This window comes from Acetobacter estunensis, assembly GCF_019083805.1.
GTDB classification, from domain to species: Bacteria; Pseudomonadota; Alphaproteobacteria; order Acetobacterales; family Acetobacteraceae; genus Acetobacter; species Acetobacter estunensis_A.
In genome coordinates this window covers 239,346-264,146 of record NZ_JAHRDV010000005.1, presented here as the reverse complement: position 1 = coordinate 264,146, position 24,801 = coordinate 239,346, and the positions used below count along the sequence as shown (strand labels likewise).

Annotated in this window: 22 protein-coding genes and 1 tRNA gene; 8 read left to right on the top strand and 15 right to left on the bottom strand. The window is 62.2% G+C overall.

Going from position 1 to position 24,801, the window contains the following annotated elements:
• Positions 1–8 precede the first annotated feature (8 nt).
• The 5 genes from KUA11_RS08925 to KUA11_RS08905 all read right to left on the bottom strand — a co-directional run bounded on the left by KUA11_RS08925 (position 9) and on the right by KUA11_RS08905 (position 6,743).
• A complete protein-coding gene (locus KUA11_RS08925; protein ID WP_217409952.1) occupies positions 9–2,363 on the bottom strand; it encodes a bifunctional diguanylate cyclase/phosphodiesterase in 2,355 nt (784 codons plus the stop codon).
• A 145-nt stretch (positions 2,364–2,508) separates the two neighbouring features.
• Positions 2,509–3,444, bottom strand: coding sequence for an FAD-binding protein (locus KUA11_RS08920; protein WP_217409951.1), 936 nt, complete (start codon positions 3,442–3,444; stop codon positions 2,509–2,511).
• A 2-nt stretch (positions 3,445–3,446) separates the two neighbouring features.
• Positions 3,447–4,196: an electron transfer flavoprotein subunit beta/FixA family protein gene (locus tag KUA11_RS08915; protein WP_217409950.1), complete on the bottom strand. Its 750-nt coding sequence runs from the start codon at positions 4,194–4,196 to the stop codon at positions 3,447–3,449.
• Between the two features lie 104 nt (positions 4,197–4,300).
• Positions 4,301–5,932 carry an electron transfer flavoprotein-ubiquinone oxidoreductase gene (locus KUA11_RS08910; protein WP_217409949.1) on the bottom strand — a complete coding sequence of 544 codons (1,632 nt, stop codon included), beginning with the start codon at positions 5,930–5,932 and terminating at the stop codon, positions 4,301–4,303.
• Between the two features lie 139 nt (positions 5,933–6,071).
• The gene (locus tag KUA11_RS08905) at positions 6,072–6,743 is read right to left on the bottom strand and encodes a 2OG-Fe(II) oxygenase (protein WP_254454786.1); all 672 of its coding nucleotides are present in this window, start codon (positions 6,741–6,743) and stop codon (positions 6,072–6,074) included.
• A gap of 294 nt (positions 6,744–7,037) precedes the next feature.
• Between KUA11_RS08905 and proP the strand changes: the two genes are divergently transcribed.
• The 4 genes from proP to acuI all read left to right on the top strand — a co-directional run bounded on the left by proP (position 7,038) and on the right by acuI (position 11,288).
• The gene (gene proP / locus KUA11_RS08900; RefSeq protein WP_166314653.1) at positions 7,038–8,492 is read left to right on the top strand and encodes a glycine betaine/L-proline transporter ProP; all 1,455 of its coding nucleotides are present in this window, start codon (positions 7,038–7,040) and stop codon (positions 8,490–8,492) included.
• 78 nt (positions 8,493–8,570) lie between these two features.
• Positions 8,571–9,776, top strand: a complete 1,206-nt coding sequence (gene mtnK, locus KUA11_RS08895; RefSeq protein ID WP_217409947.1) for an S-methyl-5-thioribose kinase — start codon at positions 8,571–8,573, stop codon at positions 9,774–9,776.
• 89 nt (positions 9,777–9,865) lie between these two features.
• Positions 9,866–9,942: transfer RNA gene (locus KUA11_RS08890), tRNA-Arg, on the top strand.
• A 359-nt stretch (positions 9,943–10,301) separates the two neighbouring features.
• On the top strand, positions 10,302–11,288 hold the full coding sequence (gene acuI, locus KUA11_RS08885; protein WP_217409946.1) for an acrylyl-CoA reductase (NADPH): 987 nt from the start codon (positions 10,302–10,304) through the stop codon (positions 11,286–11,288).
• A gap of 24 nt (positions 11,289–11,312) precedes the next feature.
• On the opposite strand, the gene KUA11_RS08880 is transcribed toward acuI, so the two are convergent.
• Positions 11,313–11,663, bottom strand: a complete 351-nt coding sequence (locus KUA11_RS08880; RefSeq protein ID WP_217409945.1) for a RidA family protein — start codon at positions 11,661–11,663, stop codon at positions 11,313–11,315.
• A gap of 167 nt (positions 11,664–11,830) precedes the next feature.
• On the opposite strand from KUA11_RS08880, the gene KUA11_RS08875 reads away from it, so the two are divergent.
• On the top strand, positions 11,831–12,514 hold the full coding sequence (locus KUA11_RS08875) for an NYN domain-containing protein (protein ID WP_254454812.1): 684 nt from the start codon (positions 11,831–11,833) through the stop codon (positions 12,512–12,514).
• Between the two features lie 97 nt (positions 12,515–12,611).
• Here KUA11_RS08875 and ilvC read toward each other — a convergent pair whose 3' ends face one another.
• The 3 genes from ilvC to ilvB form a co-directional block, all read right to left on the bottom strand.
• Positions 12,612–13,631 carry a ketol-acid reductoisomerase gene (ilvC, locus tag KUA11_RS08870; RefSeq protein WP_166314925.1) on the bottom strand — a complete coding sequence of 340 codons (1,020 nt, stop codon included), beginning with the start codon at positions 13,629–13,631 and terminating at the stop codon, positions 12,612–12,614.
• Between the two features lie 75 nt (positions 13,632–13,706).
• Positions 13,707–14,276, bottom strand: a complete 570-nt coding sequence (ilvN, locus tag KUA11_RS08865) for an acetolactate synthase small subunit (RefSeq protein ID WP_217409944.1) — start codon at positions 14,274–14,276, stop codon at positions 13,707–13,709.
• 96 nt (positions 14,277–14,372) lie between these two features.
• Positions 14,373–16,187: a biosynthetic-type acetolactate synthase large subunit gene (gene ilvB / locus KUA11_RS08860; protein ID WP_217409943.1), complete on the bottom strand. Its 1,815-nt coding sequence runs from the start codon at positions 16,185–16,187 to the stop codon at positions 14,373–14,375.
• Between ilvB and KUA11_RS17710 the strand changes: the two genes are divergently transcribed.
• Entirely contained in the window at positions 16,186–16,308 is a 123-nt protein-coding gene (locus KUA11_RS17710; protein WP_302480879.1) for a hypothetical protein, read from the top strand. The genes ilvB and KUA11_RS17710 overlap by 2 nt on opposite strands.
• Here the strand turns inward: KUA11_RS17710 and miaA are convergent.
• Positions 16,305–17,369 (bottom strand): tRNA (adenosine(37)-N6)-dimethylallyltransferase MiaA, encoded by a 1,065-nt coding sequence (gene miaA, locus KUA11_RS08855; RefSeq protein ID WP_217409997.1) that lies wholly within the window; start codon positions 17,367–17,369, stop codon positions 16,305–16,307. The genes KUA11_RS17710 and miaA overlap by 4 nt on opposite strands.
• Position 17,370: 1 nt before the next feature.
• On the opposite strand from miaA, the gene serB reads away from it, so the two are divergent.
• Positions 17,371–18,267, top strand: a complete 897-nt coding sequence (serB, locus tag KUA11_RS08850; protein WP_217409942.1) for a phosphoserine phosphatase SerB — start codon at positions 17,371–17,373, stop codon at positions 18,265–18,267.
• A 122-nt stretch (positions 18,268–18,389) separates the two neighbouring features.
• Here serB and KUA11_RS08845 read toward each other — a convergent pair whose 3' ends face one another.
• Entirely contained in the window at positions 18,390–18,815 is a 426-nt protein-coding gene (locus tag KUA11_RS08845; protein WP_254454784.1) for a CHRD domain-containing protein, read from the bottom strand.
• A 139-nt stretch (positions 18,816–18,954) separates the two neighbouring features.
• Here KUA11_RS08845 and KUA11_RS08840 point away from each other — a divergent pair, with 139 nt between their 5' ends.
• Complete coding sequence (locus tag KUA11_RS08840; protein ID WP_217409940.1) at positions 18,955–19,194, top strand: hypothetical protein; 240 nt, start codon at positions 18,955–18,957, stop codon at positions 19,192–19,194.
• 39 nt (positions 19,195–19,233) lie between these two features.
• Here KUA11_RS08840 and KUA11_RS08835 read toward each other — a convergent pair whose 3' ends face one another.
• The 4 genes from KUA11_RS08835 to KUA11_RS08820 form a co-directional block, all read right to left on the bottom strand.
• Positions 19,234–19,824: a histidine phosphatase family protein gene (locus KUA11_RS08835; protein ID WP_217409939.1), complete on the bottom strand. Its 591-nt coding sequence runs from the start codon at positions 19,822–19,824 to the stop codon at positions 19,234–19,236.
• Positions 19,825–19,836: 12 nt separating this feature from the next.
• Positions 19,837–20,769, bottom strand: coding sequence for a ribose-phosphate pyrophosphokinase (locus tag KUA11_RS08830; protein ID WP_166314610.1), 933 nt, complete (start codon positions 20,767–20,769; stop codon positions 19,837–19,839).
• 118 nt (positions 20,770–20,887) lie between these two features.
• Positions 20,888–23,569 (bottom strand): AAA family ATPase, encoded by a 2,682-nt coding sequence (locus KUA11_RS08825; protein ID WP_217409938.1) that lies wholly within the window; start codon positions 23,567–23,569, stop codon positions 20,888–20,890.
• Positions 23,566–24,696 carry a metallophosphoesterase family protein gene (locus tag KUA11_RS08820; RefSeq protein WP_368040979.1) on the bottom strand — a complete coding sequence of 377 codons (1,131 nt, stop codon included), beginning with the start codon at positions 24,694–24,696 and terminating at the stop codon, positions 23,566–23,568. Before KUA11_RS08820 ends, KUA11_RS08825 begins: the two co-directional genes overlap by 4 nt.
• Positions 24,697–24,801: the final 105 nt, after the last annotated feature.

Below are 24,801 nucleotides of genomic sequence, written 5' to 3'. Positions count from 1 at the left end.
ATCCGTTCTCAGGGCGAGACCGCCAAAGCCGCGGCAGACGGCGCAGGCGCGATCTCCCGGCTGGGACGACCGATGAAATACCCCTGCACCAACGTGCAGGCCCGCGCTTCCAGATAGGACAACTGATCGGCCGTCTCGATTCCTTCGGCCACGATGTCCACCCCCAGCACCCGCCCAAGCGACAGGATCAGATCCACAATCCCGGCTGACTGGCGTTCCCTCAGCATGTCCCCAATGAACGAACGGTCGATCTTTATCCTGTCGAACTGGAACTCCCGCAGATAACTCAGGCTGGAATATCCGGTCCCGAAATCGTCCATGACGATGCCCACGCCAATTTCACGCAACTGGCGCAGGATGCGGACATTCTCACGCCCCTGCAGCAATGTGTTTTCCGTAATTTCCACGCTCAGCCGGTCGGGCGACAATCCGGAATCTCCCAGTGCCGCGCTGATGACCGCCGGAAGGTCGGACATGGCGAACTGCACGGGCGAAACATTCACGGACACGCCCAATCCGTTTTTCCATGACACGGCATCGGCGCAAGCGCGACGCACCACCCATTCGCCCAGATCGGCAATGAGACCGCATTCCTCGGCCACCCCGATAAACTGATCGGGCGGCACCCGTCCACGTTCGGGATGCTGCCACCGCACCAGCGCTTCGTAGCCCGTCAGGCAATGATCGCCGGTGGACATGATCGGCTGATATTCAAGAAAGAATTCCTCGCGATCCAGCGCCTGCCGAATTTCGCGTTCCATGCGGATACGCTCGCGAATCGACGTATCGAAGGATTGGTCATATTCGCGGGCATTGCCGCGTCCCGCCTGCTTGGCGGCCAGAAGCGCTATGCCGGAGCGATGCAGCAGCGTATCCCCGTCCGGTGTCTCGTCAGAGGACACCACAAACCCAACGCTGACCGAAACAGGTAGCTCATCCGGATGATCGGGCAGTGGCATCCGGAGTTGGTGCGCCAGATACACCGCGAACTCGCCCGCATCCCGCTCCGTGACATCGAAGGCCACGGCAAACTCGTCACCGGCGATCCGTGCGCTGATCGCACCCTGCGGCACCAGAAGCTGGAGCCGGCGGGCGATGGCTCCCAGAACCGCATCCCCCGTCGCATGCCCACAGGTCTCGTTGATGGACTTGAAGCGGTCCACATCGACCAGAAACACGGCCAGACAACGCCCATGTCGTTTTCCGTGTTCCAGTATGTCTGTCAGCGTGGAAACGAAGAAAGCACGATTACCGATGCCCGTGAGCATGTCCCTGACAGCCAGTTCCTGCAGCGCCATCTCGGCTTCTTTCCGCGCTCGCAGATCGAGAATGGCCAGAACGTCACGGTTCTTTCCCTGCCACGAGACATGACGCCCATAGACTTCCACAGGGATCGTCTCGCCATCGGCGCGCACCATGACCATCTCACGCGGCTTTTCCTGCCGCACGAGCGCCTGCACATCCTCTTCCGTTTGCAGATCCGGCAGACGGGAACGGACCAGCCCCACATCCGGACGCGCCGCCCCCACCAGTTCCCAGAAAGCCGCGTTGGCGTCCACAATAGCCCCGCCACTCGTGATGATGAGGCCTTCTATGGCCACATCCGCAAAATGACGGGCGCGCAGATTTTCCTCATTGCGGTGCCGGACACCGCGATACTCCAGCAGCAGGAAAACCAGAGCCAGTCCAAGGAATGAGCCGGAACCGCCCATCACCATTGCGGCCAGGGAAACCGAATCGGCGCGATGGGCCGCGTGCGACATAGCTGCGGTCATATGATCGGCGGGCATGCCGATGAAATGCAGAAGGACAACGCCAAGAATCCACGCGACAGCGGCAAACGCACGACGGTGTCCTCGCTCCTCACGCAGCAGCCATGTCCCCAGCAGAAACAGCAGAAAGCCGCTTCCTAGCGACAACCCAATACGGAGTGGTTGCACATGATTGGAGGCATCGCTCGTGATGGCCGCGATGCCGATATAATGCATGCCGCCCACGGCGGCCGTCATCAGAAGAGCGGTCAGCGGCGAGCGGGAGCCACCCTTCGTCCGGATCTCGACCCACCACGCAGCCAGAAAAAACCCGCACGCCACGATGACCGAAAACAGTGTCAACGGCAGATCATAGGCTGTCTGAACGGCGGACTGACGACCCAGCATGGCCATGAAATGGGTGGCCCAGACGCCATTGGCCGCCACCGCCGCCGCCAGAAACAACCGTGTCAGGCGTTGCGAATGCCGTCGCGCCATGGCGGCACGACAGATCATGCGGACCGAAATCAGCATCGTCGCCGCGCACAGCAAAGTCGCACCCGCGAGGAACAGCGGGTTGTGGGCGGCAAGTTCTCGGAGGAGATCGGGCATGGAGCACACTGTTTTCGGGGCAGAAGCCCCAAGTGTGCCTGCTGTGCGTCACCGGTGCGTTAACAACGATGAACGTTCGTAAAGAAGAAGGGCGCTCCGTCTGGTGACGGAGCGCCCTTCCTCAGATGTTCAATGACGGAGACGTTCAGATCGCGTTCGTCAGCTCCGGCACAATCTCGAACAGATCGCCCACCAGTGCGTAGTCCGCCACCTGAAGAATCGGCGCATCGGGATCCTTGTTGATCGCCACGATCACCTTGCTGTCCTTCATGCCGGCCAGATGCTGGATCGCACCCGAAATGCCAACGGCAATGTACAGCTCTGGCGCCACGACCTTACCGGTCTGCCCCACCTGACAATCATTTGGCGCAAAGCCCGAATCGACTGCCACACGGGAGGCGCCAAGGGCAGCCCCCAGCTTGTCCGCCAGCGGATCGAGAATCTTGTGGAAGTTTTCGCAGCTTCCCAGACCACGCCCACCCGACACGATCACGCGCGCCGACTCCAACTCCGGACGATCGCTCTGTGGCGTTTCGGAGGAGACAAAGCGCGAGACGGTGTCCGTCACATTCGGCACAACAGCTTCAATGGTGGCGGAACCACCCTCGGCGGCCGCCGGATCGAAGTTGGTGGGACGAATCGTCAGCACTTTCTTCGTGTCGGAAGACTTCACCGTCGCCAGCGCGTTGCCCGCATAGATCGGACGCACGAACGTGTCGGCATCCTTGATCTCCACCACATCGGGGATCGGCTGCACATCGAGAAGGGCGGCCACGCGGGGCAGCACGTTCTTGCCGGACGCCGTGGACGCCGCGACGATGTGATCGTAATCACCCGCGAGCGCGACCACCACATCCGCCAGAGGCTCAGCCAGATCGTGCGCCAGCACGTCAGAGGCCACCTTGCGCACCTTGGTCACACCCGGAACCTTCGCTGCCGCATCGGCAGCCGCCTGTGCGGAGGCTTCCGTGCCGGTCACGAGCGCGTGGACTTCGCCCAGCTTGCCTGCGGCAGCAATGGCGGAACGGGACGCCTGACGGACCTGTCCGTCTTCGGTCTCGATGAGAACAAGAACCGTCATGATCAGATCACCTTGGCTTCGTTACGCAGCTTCTCAACCAGTTCGGTCACCGAGCCGACCTTCTCGCCCGCCTTGCGGGCCGGCGGCTCAGCCACCGACAGAGTGGTGAGGCGACGTGTCATGTCCACGCCCAGATCCGCCGCCTGAAGCGTTTCCATCGGCTTCTTCTTCGCCTTCATGATATTGGGCAGCGAGGCATAGCGCGGCTCGTTCAGGCGCAGATCCGCCGTCACGATGGCGGGCAGCGCGAGCGAGACCGTCTCGTTGCCACCGTCCACTTCGCGCGTGACCTCGGCGCGACTATCGGCCAGTTCGACCTTGCTGGCGAACGTGCCCTGCCCCCAGCCGAGCAGACCGGCCAGCATCTGGCCCGTCGCGTTCATGTCGTCATCGATGGCCTGCTTGCCAAGGAACACCAGATCGGGCTTTTCGCGCTCGACCAGCGCCTTGAGCACCTTGGCGACGGCCAGCGGCTCGGGGCTTTCTTCGGACAACACGAGAATGGAGCGATCGGCGCCCATCGCCATGGCCGTGCGCAGCGTGTCCTGTGCCTGCTGCACACCGATGGAGACGGCGATCACCTCCGTCGCCGCACCTTTCTCGCGCAGGCGCACGGCTTCCTCGACGGCAATTTCGTCAAAGGGGTTCATGGACATCTTCAGACCGGCCGTCTCCACCCCGGTTCCGTCGGACTTGACCAGAACCTTGATGTTGTAATCGACGACGCGCTTCACGGGGACGAGAATCTTCATGGTCTCTCTAGCCTGTACGCGTGGGGAAGTGGGCCGTCCACGGAACCACGCCCCGCAGACGGACCACCTGAATTGGCGGCTGGCTTAACGTACTATCGCGGAAATTACATCCCTGCGGGGTAGTTGGGGCCGCCTGCGCCTTCCGGCGTGACCCAGTCGATATTCTGGGTCGGATCCTTGATGTCGCAGGTCTTGCAATGCACGCAGTTCTGCGAATTGATGATTAGACGCGCTTCCGTCTCCACATCCGCCGCTTCATACACACCCGCCGGGCAGTAACGGCTCTCGGGCGCGCGGAACACGTCCCAGTTCACCGTCTTCCAAAGGGCCATGTTGCGGACCTTGAGATGAACCGGCTGGTCTTCCTCATGGTTGGTGTTGGAGAGGAAGACAGAGGAAAGACGATCGAACGTCACCTTGCCGTCCGCCTTGGGATAATCGATCGGCTTGCAGAGTTCCGCCGGACGCAGCGTTTCGTTGTCCGCGTGCTTGAAGTGCAGCGTCCACGGCGCTTTGCCCCGCAGCACCATCGCGTCGAAGCCGGAATAGAGCGCGCCCAGCTTCGAACCCCAACGCGCAAAGGCGGGACGCACATTGCGGGCGGAATGCAGTTCTTCGAACACCCACGAATTGCGCACGCGGTCCGTGTAGGACGCGGGCTCCACGCGCTCGGTCGTCAGAGCCTCCGCCACGGCTTCCGCCGCCAGCATACCGGACTTCATGGCCGTGTGCGTGCCCTTGATCTTAGGCGTGTTGAGGAAGCCCGCCGTGTCCCCAATCAACGCGCCACCGGGGAAGGTCAGGCGCGGAATGGATTGCAACCCGCCTTCGGACAGGGCGCGCGCGCCATAGATCAGGCGACGCCCGCCCTCGAAATGCGGACGGAAGATCGGGTGCAGCTTGGTGCGCTGCATTTCCTCGAACGGCGAGAGCCACGTGTTCTCGTAATCCAGCCCCGTGACGAAGCCGTAGGAGACGAGGTTCTCCCCGAAATGATAGAGCCATGCGCCGCCATAGGTGCGGTCATCGAGGGGCCAGCCGAAGCTGTGCACCACAAGACCTGGGCGATGGTTCTCAGCAGGGATTTCCCACACTTCCTTGATACCAAGGCCATAAGTCTGCGGGTCCACGCCTTTGCGCAGATTGTAATGCTCCATGAGCTGCTTGCTCAGCGAGCCGCGACAGCCTTCCGCGAACAGCGTGTATTTCGCGCGCAGTTCCATGCCCGGCTGATAGTTCGGGCCTTTCTCGCCATCGCGGCCGATGCCCATGTCACCGGTTGCCACGCCGACCACGCGGTTCCGCTCGATCAACAGTTCCGCGCCCGCGAAACCGGGGTAGATCTCCACACCCATCTCTTCGGCCTGCGCGGCAAGCCAGCGACAGACCTCACCTAGGCTGACGATGTAGTTCCCGTGATTAGCGATGTGCGGCATCACACGCTCAAGGGCTGGAATCCTGTAGCCCTTTTTCTCGGTGAGGAAATACATCTCCTCCTGTGTGACGGGCGTCGTGATGGGCGCGTTGTGCTCGCGCCAGTCGGGCAGCAGTTCATCCAGCGCGCGGGGTTCGATCACCGCACCAGAGACGATATGCGCGCCAATCTCGCTGCCCTTCTCGATCAGGCAGACAGTGGCCTCGGGCGCTACCTGTCGCATGCGGATCGCGGCGGCCAGACCGGCCGGGCCGCCACCCACGATGACGACATCGAATTCCATCGCCTCGCGTTCGCTCATCGCTGCTGCTCTCCATGATCTGCGTGCGGGCGGGAGACGGCGCTCCCGGATGGGTCGGGGGGTAGGACGTTCGTCCCGTTTTGCCAAGACCGTTCTGTCGTGACGGAGCGCACGACAGAACCGCCAGAGGGTATCGGGATCAGGTAGCGGGACCGAACGCCAATTCCTGCGTGGCCCGCCATGTCGTGTCCACGAAGTTGACGATCAGCCCCCGTCGCAAGCCCGCGATGGGGCGACGGGCAAAGCCGTGCCACGTATCGTCACCCGGCACGAACAGGGTGCCACTGTTGAAACGCCCCGAACTGCGGACCACGGAATCACCTTCCGCGTTCATCAGATCCGTGCCCCACTGCTCGGCGTCAGGATGCTCGGAGAGCGGAATCAACAACGTAAGTTTCTTGGCGCCAATATCGGTATGGGGCTCCAGCCAGAAGCCATCTGTGTCCAGACTCAGCTCCAGCCGCAAGGCCGTATGCGCCAGATCGGTGTCGCATAACGCTTCAATGGCCGCGCGCCCCTCGGGCGCATCGAACATCCGCGCCATCACATCCAGTCGTGCGTCCCGTGCGCGCGCCTGCGGTTCCACGAACACCCGCGCACCATTGCGGGTCTCGCGTCGCCCACCCGTGTCACCTGCAACAGAGGTGGGTTCGGGTTCCCATTCCACCAGAGCCTGACAGGCAGCTTCGGGCAGCACATCGTCCAGCGTCCAGTGGCGGAACGGTGTTACGTCTTCCCGCGCCCGGGCGAGTGCGCCGTGCAGACCGGCGAGAGCGGTCTTGAGAGCAGGAGATGAGGGTGTAGCTGTCATGGCCGCCATCCTTCACATGGGAGCGGATGGACGCAAGCGCGATCCCAACGACAGCGCACGGAAATGGCCAAGGTGTTGTCGGAATGCGTCATACGCTCTCGCCTCCACCGGCCTCTCGAAAACGGGCGATCTTTTCCAGTGTCGGCGCGTTGTCTCTTCAACAGATATCCTATTTTCGACACGCATGACGGAAATGTGTAAATGCAGCGCCATGAGATCCGATAACAGTTTCACAGTAGCCACGAACATCCCCTGCACAGATTTCAAAACGCACTGCAGGAAGAGGTGTTCCCCATGAATACTCACGACACACTTCACCCGCATTTCGGCTGGTTCAAGCGTCGAAAGCAGTTAAGTCCGGATGACATTACTGTCGTTGACACGGATATGCTTAAAAGAGCCGTCGGTGCAGCCGCTCTTGGCAACGCCATGGAGTGGTTCGATTTCGGCGTCTATGGCTACATCGCCGTCACGCTGGGCAAGGTGTTCTTTCCATCCGATGACGCAATGGTGCGGCTGATCGCCACATTTGCCACCTTCACCGTCGCCTTTCTCGTGCGCCCCATCGGCGGAGCCGTGTTCGGACCGCTGGGAGACCGCTACGGACGCCAGAAGGTGCTCGCCACCACCATGATTCTGATGGCGCTGGGGACATTTTCCATCGGCCTCATCCCGTCCTACGGCCGAATCGGTGTTGGCGCGCCCCTGCTGCTTCTGCTCGCCCGTCTGGTGCAGGGGTTCTCCACAGGCGGCGAATACGGAGGTGCTGCCACCTTCATTGCGGAATATTCCACCGACCGGAATCGCGGCCTGATGGGGAGTTGGCTGGAGTTCGGCACACTGGCGGGCTACGTGGCTGGCGCAGGCGTGGTGACCGCTCTTCAGCTAACGCTGGATGAGACCGCCATGGTGAGTTGGGGCTGGCGCATTCCCTTCCTCATTGCCGGCCCCCTCGGGCTTCTGGGTCTCTACATGCGCATGAAGCTGGAAGAGACACCGGCCTTTCAGGCCTACGCCGTGGAAGCGGAAAAACGCGAGCTTGAGAAACCCGGCTGGCGCGAACTGCTCGTAGTGCATTGGCGTCAGCTTCTGAAATGCATCGGGCTGGTACTGGTGTTCAACGTCACCGACTACATGCTGCTCACCTATATTCCGAGCTACATGACAGTCACGCTCAACTACCCTGAGAGCAAGGGGCTGATCCTCATCATCATCGTCATGTTGATGATGATGCCATTGAACGTGGTAGGAGGCTATTTCAGCGACCGGCTGGGGCGCCGTCCCATGATCATCGGCGCCTGTCTGGCGCTGCTGGTGCTCGCCATTCCCTGCTTCCATCTGATCCGCAGCGGCAATGACATGCTGATCTTCACGGGCCTGATGCTGCTCGGACTGGCGCTGGTGTGCTTCACCAGCTCCATGCCGTCCACGCTGCCCGCGCTGTTCTACACACCCATTCGCTACACAGCGCTTTCGGTCGCGTTCAACGTATCGGTCTCCCTGTTCGGCGGCACGACACCTCTGGTGACGGCGTGGCTGGTGAAGACGACCGGACAGCTCGACATGCCCGCGTGGTATCTCATGGCGGCCGCCGTGGTCGGCGCCGTGACGATGCTGACAGTGAAAGAAACCGCCCGCATGCCGCTGCGCGGCTCACCTCCCGCCGTGGCAAGCGAGGATGAGGCGGATCGACTCATGCAGGGCAAGCAGCCTCTCACCGTCGATCAGGTGCGACCGGCCGCGCCATAAGACGCAGCCTCTTTCCTTCTTTCTGCGAAGTGGAAAGAGGCTTTTTTCTTGTCTGCCCTTCGTGGCAGGCTCAGTTCTATGAGCGCACTTTCCCTGCCCCCTTCCTATCGCCCTCTCGATATCGAGGGGCTGCGCGCCGAACTGGTCAGTGTGCCCGCACTGGCGCAGCGGCTGGGAGGAATGGCCGAGAACTGGTCCATCCGGGAAGTGAGCGACGGTAATCTCAACACCGTGTGGCTGGTGCACGGCCCCACCGGTTCGCTGTGCGCCAAGCAGTCTCTGCCGCATGTACGCGTAGACCCGTCCTGGAAGATGCCACTGGATCGCACCGCGTTTGAGAAGGCCTGGCTGGAAAACGTCGCGCCTTTCGTGGGCGACGCCATCCCCGCTCTCCTGCATTTCGACCCGACGCTGTATCTGCTTATCACCCATTGCCTCGACGGTTACGAGACCCTCGGTCCGGCGCTTCTGAAAGGCCACGATCCGCTGCCGGTGGCGCACCGGATTGGGCGCTTTATCGCCCACACCGCCTTTCACACGTCTCCGCGTGGCGGCCCGTTTGAAGAATGCGCGCGGCGCGAGCAGATCTTTGCCGGCAATACGGTGCTGACACGCATCACCGTCGATCTGGTGCTGAGCGATCCCTATCGCGCGCATCCCCGCAACCATCATCACCCAGCGCTGGCCGATCTCGTGAAACAGCTTCACACGGACGCGCAGATTCACCACGCTGTCTGCCAGATGCAGGAGCGTTTTCTCACCAGTCGGCAGGCTCTGCTGCACGGCGATCTGCATGCGGGTTCCATCATGGTGAAAGGCACGGACACCGCCGTGATCGACGGCGAGTTCGCGCTGGTCGGCCCCATCGGCTTCGACTGCGGCATGTTCGCCGCAAGTCTGCTACTGGCCGGATTTGCCCTGCCCGACACCGACGCACGCGCTCATCTGGCAACGGCACTGCCGCTGTTTGCGGAGAGTTTCGAATCGGAATATCGCCATCTCTGTGCGAACGGCGCTCCGGATGCCGATCTAGCGCCCGCTTTTCTGCGCCACAGAAGAAGTGTCGATGAAGACGAACTGGCTGTCATCCGACAGGATATGGCGGGGTTCGCAGCCATGGAGATGATCCGTCGCCTGACCGGCTATGCCCAGACTGCGTATTTCACGATGCTGCCTGAACCCGCATGTGGAGAACAGCAGAAAAAGGCGCTCACCTTTGCTATGCAACTCATGCTTGATCCTGCTCAGGCATGGAGTCGGCTGATGGCGCCACATTTTTCCTGATATATTCCGCAACGACGGAAATTTTTTCGGAAAAATGACAAAAGGGGATTGTCGGGCGTTTTTCCTCCGCCTATAAGGCGCCTCGCAACGCACCCGTAGCTCAATTGGATAGAGCACCAGACTACGAATCTGGGGGTTAGAGGTTCGAGTCCTTTCGGGTGCGCCACTTCTCCAAAATCAGAATATTTTCAGCATTACGCATGACGCGGCGTAACGGGCAATCCTGTTGTTGCTTTCCTGAACGGAAAGAACATCAGAATCGCCCGACGCACCGTGCGGAAGAAGAAACCGGCACGCCCGACTGACATGGGGCGATCCTTCCCGTTTTACAATCCCAAACAGCACTATCGTGCGATGTTTTGTTACAATTCACAGCCTCGGCCAGCCACGCAGGTGTGAAGTGATTGCCGCGCGAAAATATTGGCATAGACCAAGCGATAACACCGATCATCGGACATAATGACAGTGTCCAGCCTCACTTGATTTCGCGTGAGGACAAGGATGCGGAAACAGGGAAGGATTCCCATGTTTGACGCCATAATGATCGAACGCCTCAACGATGGGCGGCAACACGTCAGTCTCCGCAAACTGGAGGACAGCCAACTCCCTCAGGGCGATGTTCTCGTGAGGGTGGAATGGTCCACTCTTAACTACAAGGACGCGCTGGCGATCACGGGGCGCGGCCCCATCGTCAAATCCTTTCCCATGATTCCCGGAATCGACTTCGCGGGCACCGTACTGTCCTCGGACACGCCGGCTTTCAAACCGGGCGACAAGGTGTTGCTGAACGGCTGGGGTGTAGGAGAGCGGCATTGGGGCGGTTTCGCAGGCCATGCCCGCGTCAGCGGCGAATGGCTCACCCCTTTGCCCGAAGCCTTCACCACGCGCGAAGCGATGATTATCGGCACCGCTGGCTATACCGCGATGCTGTGCGTGATGGCGCTAGAACGTGCAGGTCTCGTCCCATCACGCGGCCCTATCGTAGTGACGGGTGCCTCTGGCGGCGTGGGCTGTGTGGCGGTGATGCTGCTTGCCAGACTGGGCTATGAGGTCGTGGCCATTACAGGACGCACGCAGGAAAAAAAGTGGCTGCAAGGACTTGGCGCACGCGAAGTTCTGGGACGTGAAACTCTGGCTCCTACGGGCAAACCATTGGAAAAGGCCCGCTGGGCGGGTGGCATCGACGTGGCGGGAGGACAGGTTCTCGCCACGCTCTGCGCTTCCATCACCCATCGGGGTGCTGTGGCAGCGTGTGGATTGGCCGCCGGCATGGATCTGCCCTTGACCGTCGCCCCCTTCATCCTGCGCGGAATCAGTCTGATGGGCATCGACAGTGTCATGTGCCCCCCATCCGAACGCACGGAAGCGTGGGCGTTGCTGGCAGAACTGCTCGATGTGCGCCAGCTTGAAACGGTGGTGAGCGAATGCCGCCTGCCCGATGTCGTGCATGCCGCAGACGACCTGTTGGCTGGCCGCATTCGCGGGCGGCGCATCATCCGGGTGGCGGAATAGCTCACCGGAAAAATCCTTATAATGTCAGGGAATAACGGCGATCCCTGTGACTTCGACCTTCCATGACGGATCGGCCAGCTTGGCTTCCACTGTGGCGCGGGCAGGCTTGTTGGCACGGTCCAGCCACGCATCCCACGCACGGTTCATCGCAGCCATATCGTTGATATCGGCAAGGAAAATCTGAACCGAGAGCAGGTTGCTCTTGCTCGTACCAGCCTCGGCCAGCAGCGCGTCGATCTGACGCAGGATGTCGGCAGTCTGACCTTCCGCGTCCAGCGTTGTGTCATCGGCAATCTGGCCTGCGAGATAAACCATGTTTCCGCAGACAGAGGCACCGCTGAGGCGTTCTTCGGGGGCGAGGCGTTTGATGGTCATTGGTGAAATCTCCATACATTAAGAGTGCAGACTGCATCCTCTCACGTCAGAGAACGGGGGCAAAGCCGTGTAGACAGACATATCTTCTGCATGACATTGCAAGTTTGCGGAAAGGCGTTTCCATTTCTATGGAATCCTGAACAGACAACAAAAAATCTCTAGCCGTTCTGGTCGATGGCGACAACGTCACACCGCGCATCCTCACGCCACTTCTCGACCGGGTCCGCACCTATGACCGCGCTCACCTCAAGCGTATCTATGGCGACTGGACAAAACCGCAACTGAACGGATGGAAAGAGGTTCTGCTCGAACATTCCATACACCCCATCCAGCAGTTTTCTTATACAAATGGAAAAAACGCCACCGACATCGCAATGATTATCGATGCCATGGACCTGCTGCACACAGGACGATTTTCTGGCTTCTGTCTTGTCTCAAGCGACAGCGATTTTACCCGGCTCGCCACCCGCATCCGAGAACAGGGCGTCACAGCTTATGGATTTGGGGATCGGAAAACACCGCATTCCTTCATCAAAGCGTGCGACGCGTTTGTTTATTTCGATACTTTGCAAAAAACGAAGACCGTTTCAGACACACAGTGTCTTTCTACCCGACGTATTCCCGAAAAGACCGATCTGAACAAACTGCGCAAGGTCATTCGCGCCTCTGCTGACGCGACAGGATGGGCCGCTCTTTCAGTTGTTGGCGTCAACCTTGGAAAGTTGAAAACACCTTTCACAGCCAAGCATTTTGGTTATGACAAATTGAGCGAACTGATCCTAGATTCAGGTGTGGCCGATATTGAAATCAGAGGCGCACCCAAACCATGCGCCATGGCTCGCCTGAAATAAACAGCACCTCTCACAAAAAACCCCTTCCCTGCACCAGACAGGAAAGGGGTTCTTCACAGATGCGGACCTAAAGCCCGCATCTCACAAAAAACAAAGATCAGTTCTTCGTCTTGTCCACGAGCTTGGACTTCGCGATCCACGGCATCATGGCGCGCAGCTTTTCACCGGTCGCCTCGATCGGGTGCGCATCGTTGCGGGCGCGGACAGCCTTGAAGCCGACATTGCCGGACTGGTTCTCAAGGATGAAGTTGCGCACGAACGTGCCGTCCTGAATGTCGTTCAGAATACGCTTCATCTCGGCCTTCGTCTCCGGCGTCACAACGCGCGGACCCGAAACATACTCACCGTACTCGGCCGTGTTCGAGATGGAGTAGTTCATGTTGGCGATGCCGCCTTCGTAGATCAGGTCCACGATCAGCTTCATCTCATGTAGGCACTCGAAATAGGCCATCTCGGGAGCATAACCCGCCTCGACCAGCGTCTCGAAACCGGCGCGGATCAGCTCGACAAGACCACCGCACAGCACGGCCTGCTCACCGAACAGGTCGGTCTCGACCTCTTCCTTGAACGTCGTCTCGATGATGCCCGCACGGCCACCGCCATTGGCGGAAGCATAGGACAGGGCGATCTCGAGCGCATTGCCCGAAGCGTTCTGCGCCACGGCCACGAGGGACGGGACACCGCCGCCACGCTGATACTCGGAACGAACCGTGTGGCCCGGTCCCTTCGGCGCGATCAGGAACACGTCCAGATCCGGGCGCGGCTCGATGATGCGGAAATGAACGGACAGGCCGTGCGCGAACGCCAGCGCCGCACCCTGCTTCATGTTCTTCTCAAGCGACTCCTTGTAGAGCGCGCCCTGCCCTTCGTCCGGTGTCAGCACCATGACGACATCGGCCCACTTGGCGGCTTCATCAGGTGTCATCACCTTGAAACCGGCACCTTCGGCCTTGGCGACAGCGGAGGACGTCGGACGCAGACCGATGACGATCTCCTTGACGCCGCTGTCCTTGAGGTTGTTGGCATGGGCGTGGCCCTGGCTGCCATAACCGATGATCGCGACCTTCTTGTTTTTGATCAGGTTCACGTCGGCATCGCGATCGTAATAGACACGCATGGACATGTGTTCTGCCTTTCAGTGGAAATCGGCGGACCCGGTGCAAAAAACACCGTGTCCGCAAAGGGAAATTCGTCAGAGCGTGCGGGGGCCTCGGGTCAGGCCGGCGACGCCCGTACGGGACACCTCGGCCAGTCCGATGGGGCGCATCAGTTCGATGAAGCTGTCCAACTTGTCACTCGCTCCCGTCAACTCGAAGACGAAGGAACTCGCGGTCGTGTCCACAGCCCTCGCCCGGAACGCCTCCGCAATGCGGAGCGCCTCGGTTCGGGCCTCACCCGTGGACACCACCTTCACGAGCACCATTTCGCGGGCGATATGTGGCCCAAGCGTCGTCAGGTTGGCAACACGGCAGACCGGCACCTGACGCTCAAGCTGAGCGCGGATCTGCTCGATGATCTCCGGCGTACCGGACGTGACGATGTTGATGCGCGAACGACCGCCCTCGGCTTCGACCGGCGCAACCGTTAGACTCTCGATGTTGTAGCCACGTCCGGAGAACAGGCCAACGACGCGGGCCAGCACGCCGCTCTCGTTGTCCACCAGCACGGAGATCACCGCGCGCACCTGCGTATCGGGACCGCAGGCGTAGCCATCGGCGGAAAGATGTGCCGTCTCGAAGGACGGACCGGAAATATGTTTCATGGACTCAACATCCGCTGCGACATCGGTGCGGCTGTATAGGCCGCGCGGGCAAAAGAAAAGGGACCGCCCGTGCAGGGCGGTCCCGACGGGTTCATGTCAGACGAGCATCCGCCCCTCATCCGTGATGCCCGCGCCTTTTTCTTCCTGCTCCGGACCAAGGATCATCTCGTTATGCGCGGCCCCTGAGGGGATCATTGGGAAGCAGTTCTCCCCTTCGGCCACGCAGATGTCGATCACCGCAGCACCCTCATGCGCAAGAGCCGCGCGGATCGTGTCATCCAGTTCGCTCAGTTTCGTGGCGCGGAATCCCTTTGCATGGAAACTGTCCGCCAGCTTCACGAAATCAGGCAGAGCCGCGCTGTAGCTTTCGGAATAGCGCGAACCGTGGAGCAGTTCCTGCCACTGCCGGACCATGCCCATATAGTGGTTGTTGATGATGAAGATTTTCACCGGAAGGCGATACTGCGCGATCGTCCCCAGTTCCTGAATGTTCATCAGGGTCGAGGCTTCACCCGCCACATCGATCACCAGCGCGTCCGGATGCGCTACCTGCGCACCCATCGCAGCCGGCAGGCCATAGCCCATCGTGCCCAGTCCGCCTGAGGTCAGCCAGTGATTGGGCTTCTCGAAGCTGAAGAACTGCGCCGCCCACATCTGGTGCTGGCCCACTTCCGTGCTCACGAAGGTCTCACGGCCCGTCTCGACTGCCAGCTCATGGATGCGGCGGATGGCCTGCTGCGGCTTAATGACGGCATCGGGGGACGGATCCTGCGTGAAGCGCAGACAATCGAGCGCGCGCCACGCCTTGATCCGCGCCCACCACGCCTTCAGCGCCTCCGCATCGGGCTTGGCCGTCTGTTTCTTCCACTCCTCACGCATCAGTTCGATGGTGCGCCCGGCATCGCCCACGATCGGCACGTCCACACGAATGATCTTGTTGATCTGCGACGGATCGATGTCGGCATGGATTTTGAAGGAATGCGGTGAGAACGCATCCACGCGCCCCGTGACACGATCATCGAAGCGCGAGCCGAGCGCGATCAGCACATCGCAGTCATGTGTGGCCAGATTGGCCTCATACGTGCCGTGCATCCCCAGCATACCGAGGAACTGCTTGTCGCTGCCCGGAAAGGCACCGAGCCCCATCAGCGTGGCGGTGCAGGGAAAGCCCGTCTCATGCACCAGCGCCGTCAGATCCTCGCTGGCTTTCGGCCCCGCGTTTACCACGCCGCCGCCCACATAGAACAGCGGGCGCTTGGCTTTCACCATAGCCGCAACAGCACGTGCTACAGCATCGTGATCCGGCTCCGTGCGCGGACGATAGGACGCACGCTCCGGGCCGCCCGGCGGCTCATAAGGCGCCGGCCCTACGGTGATGTTCTTGGGCAGATCCACCAACACCGGCCCCGGACGGCCCGTGCGGGCCACCGTGAATGCTTCATGCACGGTGGACGCCAGATCCTCCGGACGCTTGACCAGATAATTGTATTTCGTGACCGGGCGCGTGATGCCTGTCGTGTCGGCTTCCTGAAACGCATCGTTGCCGATCAGGGACACCGGCACCTGTCCGCTCAGACAGACGACAGGGATGGAGTCCATCAGCGCGTCCAGAAGACCGGTCACGGCATTGGTCGCGCCGGGGCCGCTGGTGACCAGCACCACGCCCACCTTGCCAGTGGAACGGGCATAGGCCTCAGCCGCATGCACGGCCGCCTGTTCGTGACGCACCAGAATGTGGCGAATGCGGTCCTGCTGGAACAGCGCGTCATAAATGGGAAGGACGGCCCCGCCCGGATAACCGAAAATGACCTCGACGCCCTGATCCACAAGGACCTTCATGAGCACCTCGGCACCGGTCAGCGCGGTGCTGGCCTCGGGCAGGGTCATATCTGTCTTGGTGGTGGCGTTCATGGCGTCATCTCCCCCGGCATCGCTCTCCAAGCCGGGTTGTCTGGGGCCGGACCGGGACGTTCCCGGACACATTCATGGCCGTGGCCCACACCCCAATGGCGCGGGTGGAGTGCGGGTTTAGGCCCGTGCGCTCGCTGCGTCAATCCGATTGAGAATAAAAGATACGATTTCTTCGTTCTGACTTTCCGAAAATTGCGTAGAATCAGTGAATCTGTTTCCGATTATAAACTCACTCTCATCCGCCACCAATTTCTGGTGAGCAAACCATGTCGCCTGCCGCTTGGTGTAACGCCCTGTGGCCAGCACGGCGCGCTCCTCCGCTTCCTCGCGCGATAACGCCCCGCGCAGCATGGCCGAGAGCTCCGGCACGCCATGCGCGCGCATGGCGGGAAGTGCGGGGTCCAGCCCCTGCGCCATCAAAGCACGCACTTCCTCGACCGCCCCCTGCTCCATCATCACCGCAAACCTGCGCACGATGGCCTCCCGCAGCACCTTCCGCTCGGGTACGAGTCGCACCATGACAAAGCGACAGGACGCTGGAGGCAGGCCGGGCTGGGCGCGCCACCACACAAGCCCTTTCCCCGTGCTGCGCCACACTTCCCACGCCCGCGCCAGACGCTGCGGATCGCTCGGACGGAGAGTGGCGGCGGTCGCGGGATCCACCTCCGCCAGCCGGACGTGCAGGGTTGCCGGGTCTGCGGCCAGCGCACGAGCCTCAGCGCGGGCGGCCTCCGTCGGCTCGGGCACTTCGGCCAGACCGTTGGTGAGCGCGCGCAGATACATGCCCGTCCCGCCGCACAGAATGGGCAGACGTCCCGCCGCCCATGCCTTTTCCATCGCGGCCAGAGCCTGTTCGCGCCACCACGCGACACTGCGCGCCTCAGCCGCTGGACTGACGCCGTAGAGACGATGCGGCAGACGTGCTTCGTCCTCCGGTGTCGGGCGGGCCGTCAGGATGCGCAGATCACGATACACCTGCATGGAATCCGCGTTGATAATGGTGCCGCCGCGCCATCGCACTCCCGCCAGACGCTCTCCCAGCGCGAGTGCGAGCGCCGACTTGCCCGAACAGGTCGGCCCCGCGACGATCACGGCCGCGCGTTCCACCGTGCCGCCTCCCTGCTTGCCCCGATCCGCCAACCGCTTGCCTCTTTCCGCCAACCCTGCCACACGCAGGAACATCATGACTGCCATCCTGACACTTGTCGCCAACCGCGAAGCCACGACCCTCACACGTGAGGACATCGATCTCGCCACGACGCTGGCCGCAGGACGCACGGCCGCCACCCTCTCAGATGGCGAGGCCGTGGATATCCCCTGCACGCCACTCACACCAGCGCAGATCGACGCCATCCGTACCGCGCTTTCCAGCCGTTTTATCGACGTGCTGTATGGACCAAGCGAAGACCGACGCAAGCGCGTGCTCGTGGCCGACATGGACAGCACCATGGTGGCCAACGAAACGCTGGACGACATCGCCGCTCAGGCCGAAAGCCTGCGCCCCGGTTTAGGGGGCGAAGTGGCCGCCGTAACTCGTCGTTCCATGAACGGCGAGATCGACTTCGCCACCTCGCTGCGCAGCCGCGTCGCCCTTCTGCACGATCTGCCTGCCTCTCTGCTGGAACAGGCCTGGAAAGAGGTTCGCATCAACAAGGGCGCGAAGACGCTTGTCGCTACCATGAAGGCGAACAGCGCTGTCACGGCGCTGGTCTCGGGCGGCTTTACATGGTTCACGGACCGCGTGGCGAAAGCCTGTGGCTTTGCCGAACATCACGCCAATACTCTCGACATTCATGGAGACCGTCTGGCGGGCACCGTCTCGGAGCCGATCCTCGGCCCCGACAGCAAGCTCGCGCATCTGACGCGGCTTGCCTGCACCGCCCATGCGCCGTTTGCGGCAACGCTGGCCATTGGTGACGGGGCGAACGACCTGCCCATGCTCCGCACGGCCGGACTCGGGCTAGCTTACCACGCCAAGCCCGCCGTGCGACGCGAGATCGTCAATCGCATCGATCACGGCACGCTATGCGCAGCACTCTTCGCTCAAGGCTACCGTCGCGCGGATTTTGTGGAAGTCTGATCGCGCGAGAGAGGATGGTTACCGGGCGCTGCCCGGACCCGGAAGGGATCGCTGGTCCCTTCACCCTGATTCCTCTGACAGATAATCCGTTTCCAAAAACGATCACGCCTCTCTGACAGGCGTCACTGCTTCATAAGCTGGGCGCGGGCTTCTCCATTGGGGAACGCCTGAGTGTGCAGGTTCACATACACCTGCCCCTTCATGACTTCCGCCGCCTGCTCGCTGTCGAGCTGAACCGTGCCCTTGAGCGGCTCGTTATACGGGCCATCGATCGGGGCGATTACATCCGCATCCTGATCCGGGCTGGCCGGACCATGAAAATGAGCGGCCTGCACGGGACCGCTCAGACCTTTCCAGCGGATGCTGTAGGACAGTTTGTTGGTGTCCGGATCGAGCGTGGCTTTAACGTCCCCATGGGGTTGCGACGTCGCGCTGTGCTCGCCTGTAAAAAGGCCGCCGAACTCCACCTTGTCCGCAGCCTGTGCCGCGCCAAACGACGCGGCTGTCAGTCCGATGGTCATGAAAGCCGCTGGAATTATCTGACCCATTCGCATGTCTGCTTCTCCCAGGAAACGAATATCCCGATGTCCCAACGTCCCAGCCCTGCAGGCGTTCATACCTGATGTAACGATTCATGTTTCGCTAACTCCAGCGGCGCATGGTCAGCGCCGGACAAGGAGATACGTCATGAGCACAACCGCCAGCATCACCGGCACCAGCCACGATCTGCTCGCCCTCCAGCATCGCGGCCGCAGTTCCGCGTCGCCCGCCAAACAGGCGGACACCGGCATCGGCGCGTCCAACAGCCGTGGACATGGCAGTTCCTTCGCCATTGCCCTCGACAGCACGGGCAACGTGATCGCCTCCGAAGACAAGAGCAAGAATGACACGGCTGTCGGATCGGCGGCCGTCAAACTGTTCGGCTGAAACGTCCCAAGGCTGCGCGCTGCAACGCGCAGCGCTATCTCAGTCGAAGCGGCGCAGCGTCCACGCCGGAGCGCCCCCGACCGGCGGCTCCACAAGAAGAGGCACGGCGTTGGGAAGGCGCACATTGGCCGGCAGATGCATGGCCGAGCGCAGGGCGCGGAACAGCGCTCCATGGGCCACCACAAGCACTAAATCCGGACCGACAAGCGCCCGATTGAGCGCGGCCACGGCCCGGTCACGTAGGAAAGCGAACGGTTCGGCGCCCGGTGGGGTGTAATGCCCCTCAATCCAGTCGTCGTACCACTCCCCCATCGGCTGGCCTTCCTGCTCTCCGAAACAGACTTCCTCCAGCCCGACATCCATACCGATGAGGGGACGATGCCCCGTGGCATGCGCCAGACAGTCCGCCGCGACCTCAGCCGTGCGCAGGGCTCGTGACAGGGGGGAGGACACGATACGGGCGATCTTGAGATCGCCCGTGGCATTGGCCACCAGCGCCCGTCCCGCCGCCTCGGCCTGCGCGAGGCCGGTGGCGTTGAGCGGAATGTCCGTGCGTCCTTGCGAGAGTCCCTGACGGTTCCAGTCCGTCTCGCCGTGACGCAGATACCAGTAGGGTGTGGGCGTAATCACGGCGTCTCTCCCTCAGTCGAACAGCGAGGAGACGGAGCTTTCGTCCGACACGGCCCGCATGGCGCGCGCGAGCAGGCCCGCGATGCTGATCTGACGGATATTGTGCGCGGCTTCCACTGCTTCGGTCGCCTTGATGCTGTTCGTCAGCGTTAGCATTTCGATCGGAGACTCGCCAATACGCTCGACCGCACGCCCCGTCAGCACGCCGTGCGTGACATACGCGCCGACGGACGCCGCGCCATTGTCCACGATGGCCTGCGCCGCGTTGCACAGCGACCCGCCGCTGTCCACGATATCGTCCACCAGCAGACAATGGCGTCCCTTCACGTCCCCGATCACGTTCATGACCTCGGACACACCGGCGCGCTCACGGCGCTTGTCGATGATGGCCAGATCGGTATTCAGGCGCTGGGCTAACTGGCGGGCGCGGACCACACCGCCCACATCGGGCGAGACGATCATCAGGTCGCGGTCGCCGTAACGCTCCTTTATGTCACGCACGAACAGCGGCGCGGCATAAAGATTGTCCACTGGAATATCGAAGAAGCCCTGAATCTGCATGGCGTGCAGATCCAGCGTCAGCACGCGGTCCGCCCCGGCCTCGACCAGAAGATTGGCCACCAGCTTGGCGCTGATCGGCGTGCGGGGACCGGATTTGCGATCCTGCCGGGCATAGCCGAAATACGGCATGACAGCGGTGATGCGACGGGCCGACCCGCGACGCAGCGCGTCGAGCATGATCAGCAGTTCCATCAGATTGTCATTGGTGGGCGTGCAGGTGCTCTGCACCACAAACACGTCCTCACCCCGGACATTCTCGAAGATCTCGACAAAGACCTCCATATCCGCAAAACGGCGAACCGAGACGTTGCAGAGCGACATATCAAGCTCTGCTGCCACGGCCTCGGCCAAGGGGAGGTTGCTGTTACAAGCGACGATCTTCATCGGCCGAAATTCCCGTGAGCTGCCCCGGAACCCGCCCGGCGCCCGGGCGTTGCGCGCCTTCTAGCAACGTCGCCGCCCCGTGTCATCCGCACAGCCGACACCCGATGCCCATTCCTGCTCAGGCTGGCATGTCTGCAACGCTCAGCCGCAGTTCCCGCGCCGAGAGAGGGGAGAACGCTTCCGCGCGGCAGGTCATGACGATGATCTGCATCCGTCGGGACGCTTCCGCGAGAATGTTGAACATCGTCTCCAGCCTTGCCGCGTCCGAGAAACACAGCGCGTCATCGAGCACCAGCATCGCCGGACGGCCCCGCGCCAGCAGAAGATCGGCCAGCCCCAGCCGCACAAGAACGGAAATCTGCTCGCGCGTGCCGTCGGACAGCGAATCCAGCGTCTCCTCGCCGCGTCCACGCTCCAGCCCCTCAATCGTGAAATCCGTCCCGAACCGTGTCGCGGCACGGGGGAACAGCATTTCGATGGCTGGCTGCACGGCACGGGTCAGCGGCGCGAGATAGCGCTCCGTCACGGACCGTTCGGCCTCTTCCAGCGCGCGAGCCAGAAGCCGGAGCGCACCCACCTCCCGCTCGCACGCCTCTCGCGCGGAACAATGCCGGTCACGCTCGCGGCGGGTGGCGTCAATGGTTTCATCCAGACCTTCGCCCTCTGTCGCCTGCACACGGGCCAGCAGGGCAGCACGACGTTGCTGCAAGTCGGCCAGACGCTGGCGACTGCCGGAAATCCGCTCTTCCAGACGCTGTATGGACGCATCCAGCAGCGCCTCGCTGCCGTCGGGGCGCTCTTCATCCAATCGTGCCAGAGCGCGCTCGGCCTGATCCAGCGCCTGTTGCGCCCGGTCCAGCCGCTCATCCAGATCGGCATCGGGAATCTCGCCCCGCGCCATTTCGTCTTCCGCCGCAAGACGCTCCATCTGTTCACGCACAGTGCGGCTGTCAGCGCGGCGCTCCGTGAGCAGACGCTCGGCCAGACGATGCTCGCCATCGGGTTCCAGCACGGCCTGACGCGCGGCCGCCACGGCCTGCTCGGCCTCCAGCGCAGCCGCACGTGCGCCCATAAGCCGGGCCTGCGCCATCTCCGCTGTCAGGCCTTCTTCCTCCACGCCATCCGTCAAACCCGCATCGCAAGCTGCCAACCGTTCGCGCAGATGGGACATCACGCCCTCGACATCCGACGCGGCGCCTGCTCCCGGTTCCGCGCAAGTGCCCTTCAGAGCCTCTTCCGCGCCCCCCAACGTCACGGCCAACTGGCGACGGCGCTCCATGGTGGCGTGAACCTCCACCATGTCAGCGCATTTCACACTGGCCAGCGCGGCTTCAAACGCGTGACGCGCCCGGTCCAGCGCGGCCTGTCCTTTGGCCCGATCGCCGACAGCCGGTGCAATGCGAAAAACGCCCACCCCCTCGATACGCAGCTCCGCCGGATCGAGCAGATTGATCCGTCCATCCGCCAGCGGCTTCCCATCGAGCATGACGCGCGCGGAAGCCCCGGCGTCCAGCGTCACATCCAGCACCGTGGCTTGAGCCTGCAACGCGGCCTGCGCCGTTTCCACAGCGCGTTCGGCTACGGTCAGTTCGCGCAGTTTCGCCTCGTTCACGGCGATGGCGCCCAACGCGGCGCGCGTCTGCGCCACCTGATCGCGCAAGCGTTCCAGTCGCTCCAGCCTGCGCTTCACATCGTCACGCTGCTCACGCAGGCGAAGCCGTTCGACCTGTTGCTCCACTGTGCGGGTGGCGTGGGCGGCCTGTCCCAGCCTCTCTTCCGCCTGCGCCAGTTGCGCCCGCTTTTCCGCGAGCACGGTCTCCGCGCGGGTCAGACGCATCTGCGCGGCCCGTTCGGCCTCCGCCACTTCGTCCCGCCGATGACCGAGAGCCGTCAGCGTCGTGCGGCGCTCAAGCCGCCGCGCACGCTCATCACGCCACCGCTGCGCCAGACGCTGCGCTTCCTGAACCGCGGCCTTCCCCTCCGCCACGCGAGTGGCAAAGCGCATCAGCGCATCGCGCTGGGCACGGGCCTTTTCCAGTTCAGACTGATCTCTCTGCTGCCGGGCCGGGTCCGCTTCCTTGGTCAGAAGGCGGGTGCACTGGTCCAGATCGGCAATGTCATGTTCCAGCATCGCACGTCGGTTTTCCAGATCCCGCAGGCGCTGGATGGCGGCCTCCTCGCCTTCGATCGCGTCCGCGTAGCGACCCTTGGGTTTGCGGCGTCCATCGACTAGTTCCGCCAGATCGCTCCTGACACGCGCGAGGATGCGTCCCGCCTCCGCACCGCCCGTGATCTCGTCCAAATCGGCAGCAAGACAGGACTGGATGGTCCGGTGGCTGGCCTCCGACAGTTCGGGCGGCGTGAAACTCTGTGTCTGCCCCACCCACAAAGTGGATAACAGCCCTTCCACCTCGCCGCGCTTGGCCGCATCCAGCCCGAGCAGATCGTTGATCTGGGCTTCCGCGTCATCGCCTTCCAACGTACGTCCTTCACCATTCAAACGCGCAAAGGCCTTCGTCAGAAAGCGTTTTTCAAAACAATATGCTGCGTTCCCCAACGTAAACCCGGCACGGATACGCGGGCTGCCCCCATCGCGTGGCGCAAGATCACGAATGGCCTGCGTTTTCGATCCAAACCGCAGCAGAAACAGCGCCCGGAGAGCCGCCAGCAAGGTGGACTTGCCCGCCTCATTAGGCGCGGCCAACAGATTCAGTCCCGGTCCCAGTCCGTCCAACCGATGACACGCGCCAAAGCGCCGGACCTGCTCCACCTCGAAGCTGGTGAGGATCATGCCGCTCATGCCGTCCCCCTCTCGCTGCGCCACAGCACGGCCAGTCGCTGAAGCGCCCCTACCGCATGCGCCTGTTCCTCTCCCGGCGCGGCCGCCAGTTCCTGCAAACGCGCCGCCGCCTGACTGACCACACCGGATTCGTCAAAGAGCATAAGGTCATCAGCCGATGTCACCAGTTCCGGCAGCTTCTCCACGCGCAAACAGCGCAGGGCCGACGCCACGGAACCAAGGATCCGGTCCTCGAACGCTGTCATATCGTCAAGCGTGAGGGCGCCTTCGGCTGTCAGCTTCACCAGCACGCAGCTCGGATCTTCCGGGTGTACTGCGCGCAGGCGGTTTTCCAGATCGTCAATCGTCTCGCGCGTGGTCACGATGGCTTTCATCTCGCACCAGAAAAAGCGTCCCGTGCGATGCACAGCCATGTCCGGCACAGCGTCGGGAGCGTCCACGCTCACCACCAGCGCGTGACCGCCACCCTCTCCACCGAGATCGAAGCCGTCACATTCGGGCGTGCCGGAATAAACGCAGCGCTCACCGATCCTGTTGAATCCGTGCCAGTCGCCCATGGCCAGATAGGCCAGTCCGGCGCGGGCGGGACGATCAATGGCGATCAGATTGTGTTGCACGCTCTCATCGTTGCCAAAGGAGCGGACGGACCCGTGCGCCAGACCGATGCGGATCGCACCTTCCGGCGTTGCGGCGGCGTCCATCCATTCGGTCGGATCCCCCATCGTGTGACGTCGATTCAGCACTGCGGGCAAAAGCCATGTCTGCCCGTCGGGCGTCATCGGCACGGGCGCCGCGTCCAGATGCGCACGCACATTATCCGGCAGGCCAGCACGAAGAACGCGCGACCAGACACCATTAGGCAGATGTGCATCATGATTGCCCGGAATCAGGTGCCAGCGCAGGTCTGGAAACTGGCGCATCCGCTCCAGCGGCTGACGCAACGTGCGGTCGGACGGGCTTTCATGGTCATACACGTCGCCCGCCACCAGCACGTCGGACGCACCCTGCGCGCGGGCCAGACGGCCAAGGCGGAGAATAACCTCAAGCCGCTCGTTCTGAAGCGCATTGAGTACTTCATCGTCGGCAAAACCAAAGGTCTTGCCGATCTGCCAGTCGGACGTGTGCACGAACCGCAATGAACTCTTCCCACTCTGCATGCGAGAAAAGTGTCATACCGCAACGCGGCGAACGCACCCAATGCCGGCAGTGGCTGGCAGACACGTCCTGTCGAT